This window comes from Ilumatobacter sp., from assembly GCF_049588435.1.
Classification (GTDB): domain Bacteria; phylum Actinomycetota; class Acidimicrobiia; order Acidimicrobiales; family Ilumatobacteraceae; genus Ilumatobacter_A.
Map to the genome: position 1 here is coordinate 1 of NZ_JBAVYV010000242.1, position 5070 is coordinate 5070.

Genomic DNA, 5070 nt, shown 5'->3' on the forward strand with positions numbered 1-5070 from the left:
TGTACGTGCCCTTCACGGACCACCCCAATCGCTACTGGATCGTCGTCGAGGACGAAGCCTCGATCTGCCTGGCCGATCCGGGCTTCGATGTCGACGTCACCCTGCGCACCGATCGCGCTGCTCTCTATCGCACCTATCTCGGCCGCATGTCGCTCGCTGATGCCCGTCGCCGCGGCGACGTCGAGATGACCGGTTCCCGCCATGCCGTCCGAGCATTCTTCACCGCATTCCGACAGTCGCCGGTCGGAGCGATCGTCGCAACCGAATCACGCTGACACAGCCCATCCGTTGCACCCGAGTGACCCGCGCCACCACGTCCGAGCTCTCGGCCTGCGCTCGACGCCCCACCTCGTGCAGGATCTGTGCACCCATCGGTTTGTGGCATCGAAGCCGCCACAGACGGAGCCGGTACACACCAGCTCAGAGTGCCCGGGGCGGGATTCGAACCCGCACTTTCCCAAAGGAAAAGGGGGGTTCAGACCGACGCAAACCGTCCGGTATGGACTTCGGTCCGGATCATGCGGTTTCATGCGGAGTCGCCGTCCGATTCGTCCGATCGGTGTGGTGGAGTCCGTCGAGTCCGGGAAATCCTGTGACCATTTCGTGACCGCCGAAGGAGCGCAATCCGGAGCGTCCGGGCGGTCGCGTTCCCACGCGTCGAGGGGCGCTACGCCGAGATCTTGGAGGCGTACTTGCGTTGGGCGGCTTGCTTGGGCACGCCGAGCGGGTCCTGGTCCGTCGACAGCGACGTGAACACTGAGCGTCCTCACGCGGGCTCAGGGTTGCTCGATCTCGTAGACGACGCTGCGTGCCGATGGGTGGAAGCCGAGGTTTCGGTAGAGGCGGGACGCCCCGGTCGGGTTCTCGGAGTCGACGGAGAGTGCAGCGTGGGTGAGTCCGGCGTCCTTGAACGCTTGGAGTGATCGGACGATGAGTGCGGATGCAACCCCGTGTCGTCGCCATTGGCTGAGGGTGCTGAGGCTGTCGATCCAGCCCTCCGATCGTCCGGTGATCTGGTCGTCGGCTTCGTAGCGGTGGTTCAGTGCATGACCGATGACGTGGTCGCTTGCGTCGAGTGCCACGAACGAGAGGTCGGTGCGGGCGCCGAAGCCTCGGACCTGTTGGTGCCAGTCGTCGATGCTGGTGGGGGTGGAGCCCCAGTGGTCCATGAAGGCATCGTTCTTCTCGCTGCGGATGTCCTCGTCTCGGTCGTCGGGCCACGCCACGATGGTGATTCCATCGACATCGACATCGACATCGATGCCGGTGGGCAGGTGGTCGAGTGGACGGACGAGATCGTCGATGTATCTGACCGGAGCGAATCCCATGGCTGTCATCAGTCGGTGCGTTGCGTCTGCGGTTTCGGGGACCTGGACGCGGAGGTGACGCGGCAGATCACGTTGAGATGCAGCAAGCACAGCGCGGCCCGTCTCGATCGCCCAACTCGTGAGTGCGCGGCCGACACCCTGCCCTCGATGTACGGGGTCGACACCGCCGAACAGGTAGCACCGTTCTTCTTTCACGTCGCTCGGCAAGTGAAGTGCGTAGACGAACCCGACGATCTGGTCGCGAAGCTCGGCCACACGTGCGTGGGTGCGAAACGGGACGCGCTCGTCGTCGAGCTCCTCGCGCAGCTCGTCGAACTCCATCACCCGATGGACCCCATCGGCCGCCTCCGCCCGGAGCAGAACCGAATGAATCGCCCGCAGGTCATCGCCGGTCGGCGGCCGAAGGACGGGCGAGATCACGATGCGAACCTTCGTGTGGCGACCTCGACCTGGGTTTCGCCGTTCGAGATGCCCATCACGATCCCTGACCGACCGTGAATTGTTGTGACACGACACACTCGCGGTGCCTCCGGGGCTCCGCGTTCGGATTCGGCGGGCACCATCACCGGGCGTCCGGGTTCGAGTTTCGCGATCACGCGAGACAGCGAGCGGCCGGATCGCGCGACGCAGCACGGGAGTCGATCCAGAACGTCCGCACCAGGACGGCCACACCGACGAATGCGAGAGTCACCCAGATCGCTCTGCTTCGTGCCCAGTCTTCGTGGGGCCAGATCGGGAACAACGGAGCGTGTTCGTCGGCAGGTCGTGCAAGGGCGATCCCGAGGATCAGTGGCGAGGCGACGCCGGCGAACCGGTGGCCTGGTTCGGCACGGCCCTGTTGGCGCAGCCGACAGCCGATCGCGAATCCGAGCACGGATGCGGCAATGCCCTGGAGGACGAACAGTCGGAGATGGTCCGGCAAGTCGTCGCGAATGACGACGTGGATCGACAACCAGGTGACCGCCAGAACGACCGGCGGCACGGCGCGGACCGTGCTGCGCCACCACAGCGGTCTCGACGTCACGTCGACGACGGCGGCGCATCGCTCGTCCACAGCCCACGCCGACATGCCGGCGACGATGCCGATCACACCACCGTGTAGCGGCCACAACGCATTCGGCCACCGGGCCACGACCATGAGCAATCCGACCATCGTCGCGACCGAGCCCGCCAAGAGTCCCCAGGAGGTCGCGGCACGGAGGTACACCAAGGTCGATCGCATGACGCGGATCGGTCACCCGCCCCACGACGTGCCCGAACCCGGGATCGGGTTGACGATGGTGTCTCCGACGCCGGTCCACATCGCCAACAGGCAGCCACAGATTGCAGCCGCAACCAGAACGCGCATTGCCACGGTGGTACCGCGCTGGCGCCGCTCACGGTCGTGTCGGATCGCGACGAGCGCACCGATCGCGCACAGCGCAACGAGATATGCCAGCCACCACTGGGGCGACCCGCTCAGGACCAGTGAGCGCTCCGAGTCGCCTTCGATGCCGAACGGGCCGCCCCAGTACGTCCACGGCATGACGACGCGGATACGACGCAGCGGAGCGAACAGGCCTTGGAAGACGATGCAGAGTGCGACGATTCCGACGGATGCGACGATCGGGGCGGCGCGCCACGTGGCTTGGCGGGCGATCACGACGCCGAGGATGGGGCCGCCGAGGCAGCTGATGGCGCCGGTTCCGAACCAGACCGCGGCTACCCACGAATCCGACATCAGCGCGGCGTACCCGTTCGGCGGTGGCGGGTTGGTGTGGAACCGGATGAAGGTGATGGCGACGAAGCCGCAACCCGCTACGAACGGCAAGAGGCAGGCCGTGAGATGCGCGGTCGTCCGAGTCGCTTCGGTGACGGGTGTGGGGCCGGCGACGCGAGCGCATCGGTCCGAGGCCCAGACCCGGAGCGTGCTCGTCGAGATACCGAGCAGACCGATGAGCGCGGCGGGCGCGATCAGCGCCAGTTCGTCGACCGGCTCGTCGGCGTCGAGGTACGGGAGGAGCGCGGCGTACGTCAGCAGCACACCGATGATGAACACCGGGCGACGAAGGTATCGCCCGAGTTCGATACGTGCGAGGTCGCTCCAGGCCGGCGACACCCGAGGCGGCGCGGGCGCCACAGACCCGGCGACGAACGTCTCGGCGGTCATGCCGCGACCTCGTTGGCGGCTGGGCCGATCAGCAGGAGATAGGCGTCTTCGACCGTGGGTGCGGTCGGCACTGCGTCGGACGGTGGGCGACCGCCGACCGATCGGATTCGTTGGCTCGGATCTCGCCACGAGGCGACCGCCCCGGGAACCGGTTGATCGTCGACGAAGACGCGACCGCGAGCGGTCTCGATGAACGCCGGGACATCGCCGACGAACGCGAGTCGTCCGTGATCCATCACAATCACCCGGTCGCAGACCGCACCGACGTCCTCGGTCTGGTGGGTGGCGAGGAGCACGATTCCGCGACGGCCCCGGTCCGACAGCGTTGCCCGGAACACCGCTCGCTGTTCGGGGTCGAGCCCAGTGGTCGGTTCGTCGAGGATCAGCAATTCGGGGTCCCCGATCAACGCCTGGGCGAACGCGAGTCGTCGACGCTGGCCACCCGACAACCTTCGGATCTTGATCGTCGGTCGGTCGTCGAGTTGCACCGCGGCCAGCACCCGACGGATCTCCGCGTGACGTGCCGACTTGTCGTTCCATTCCTTGAGAACGGCGATGTACTCGAGGAAGCCGAACGCCGTCATCCCCGAGGGGAACTCGACCTCCTGAGGCAGAAAGCCGAGCCGCCGTCGGATCTCGGTTCGCTCGGCGAGCGTGCCATCGGCGCGGTGACCGAGCACCCGTACCGACCCGGCATCAGGCGCGGCCGCGGTCGACAACAGACCGAGCAGCGTCGTCTTGCCGGCACCGTTCGGGCCGAGCAGCGCAGTGATGCCTCGTTCGAGGCCGAACGAGACGTCATCGAGCGCGACGGTCGAGCCGTAGCGACGCGAGACGTGTTCGAGATGGATGGTGGTCATGGTTGCGTTCCTTCCGTGTCGGCGGGGTTCATCCCGGTGGGGTTCGATCACCGGGTTGGGGTTTGTGGTCACGACACGGCGATCGGGGCCGGGACGTACAGAGCCGTCAGGCGGTTACGGAGCACGACGGCGGCGGCGGCGGCGACCGCCAGCGACACGAGTTGAACCGGTGGTGCGGTGAGCGAGCCGTGGAGGTCGCGAAGGTGCCAGCCGACGACGATCGCCAGCCAGGTGCCCGAGACTGCGATCGCCGGAACCAGCGGGTCGGTCCATGTCGATGCGACGAGCACAAGGAGCGTGCATGCTGCACACGGCATGAGCCATGCAACAGCGATCCAAGGGTTGCCAGGGATCACTGCGCCGAAGGCGACGGCGAGCGGCACGGCGGTTGAGATCACGTATGCCGTGCGCCACAGCAGGAGCCGTGCCGGCGAGTACGGCGCGGTGGTTTCGAGCAGTGTGGTGCTGTGGGAATTGAGACGGAACGTCGCAGCGACTCCCAGAGGGGGAAGCAGAGGCGCGAGCACCACGAAGGCGAGTCGAGCGCCATCGGTGCCGCCGAACGCTGCTGCGAGCGCCGCGACGCCGAGGATGAGCGCCGTGGCGAGGGTCCATTGCGCGCTCTGCGACCCGATCGCCCGGACGACCACGGTGTCGGCATCGCGTACGCCGATTCGTCGGAGCCACGCTGCTTTGCGCTCCGCGTCGAGGTCCTCGACACGCGTCTCGATCC

At 66.8% G+C, this 5070-nt stretch carries 4 protein-coding genes and 2 pseudogenes; 1 reads left to right on the plus strand and 5 read right to left on the minus strand.

Annotation, left to right across the window (positions count from 1 at the left end; genetic code table 11):
- A pseudogene (locus tag WBV89_RS09565) lies at positions 1 to 275 on the plus strand (winged helix-turn-helix transcriptional regulator); the annotation flags it as partial.
- A 501-nt stretch (positions 276 to 776) separates the two neighbouring features.
- Here WBV89_RS09565 and WBV89_RS09570 read toward each other — a convergent pair.
- The 5 genes and pseudogenes from WBV89_RS09570 to WBV89_RS09590 form a co-directional block, all read right to left on the minus strand.
- Entirely contained in the window at positions 777 to 1748 is a 972-nt protein-coding gene (locus WBV89_RS09570) for a GNAT family N-acetyltransferase (protein ID WP_423981110.1), read from the minus strand.
- Positions 1749 to 1920: 172 nt separating this feature from the next.
- Positions 1921 to 2550 carry a hypothetical protein gene (locus tag WBV89_RS09575; RefSeq protein WP_423981111.1) on the minus strand — a complete coding sequence of 210 codons (630 nt, stop codon included), beginning with the start codon at positions 2548 to 2550 and terminating at the stop codon, positions 1921 to 1923.
- 12 nt (positions 2551 to 2562) lie between these two features.
- Positions 2563 to 3477, minus strand: coding sequence for a hypothetical protein (locus WBV89_RS09580; RefSeq protein ID WP_423981112.1), 915 nt, complete (start codon positions 3475 to 3477; stop codon positions 2563 to 2565).
- The gene (locus WBV89_RS09585) at positions 3474 to 4337 is read right to left on the minus strand and encodes an ABC transporter ATP-binding protein (protein ID WP_423981113.1); all 864 of its coding nucleotides are present in this window, start codon (positions 4335 to 4337) and stop codon (positions 3474 to 3476) included. The genes WBV89_RS09580 and WBV89_RS09585 overlap by 4 nt, the downstream gene beginning before the upstream one ends.
- A gap of 68 nt (positions 4338 to 4405) precedes the next feature.
- A pseudogene (locus WBV89_RS09590) lies at positions 4406 to 5070 on the minus strand (hypothetical protein); the annotation flags it as partial.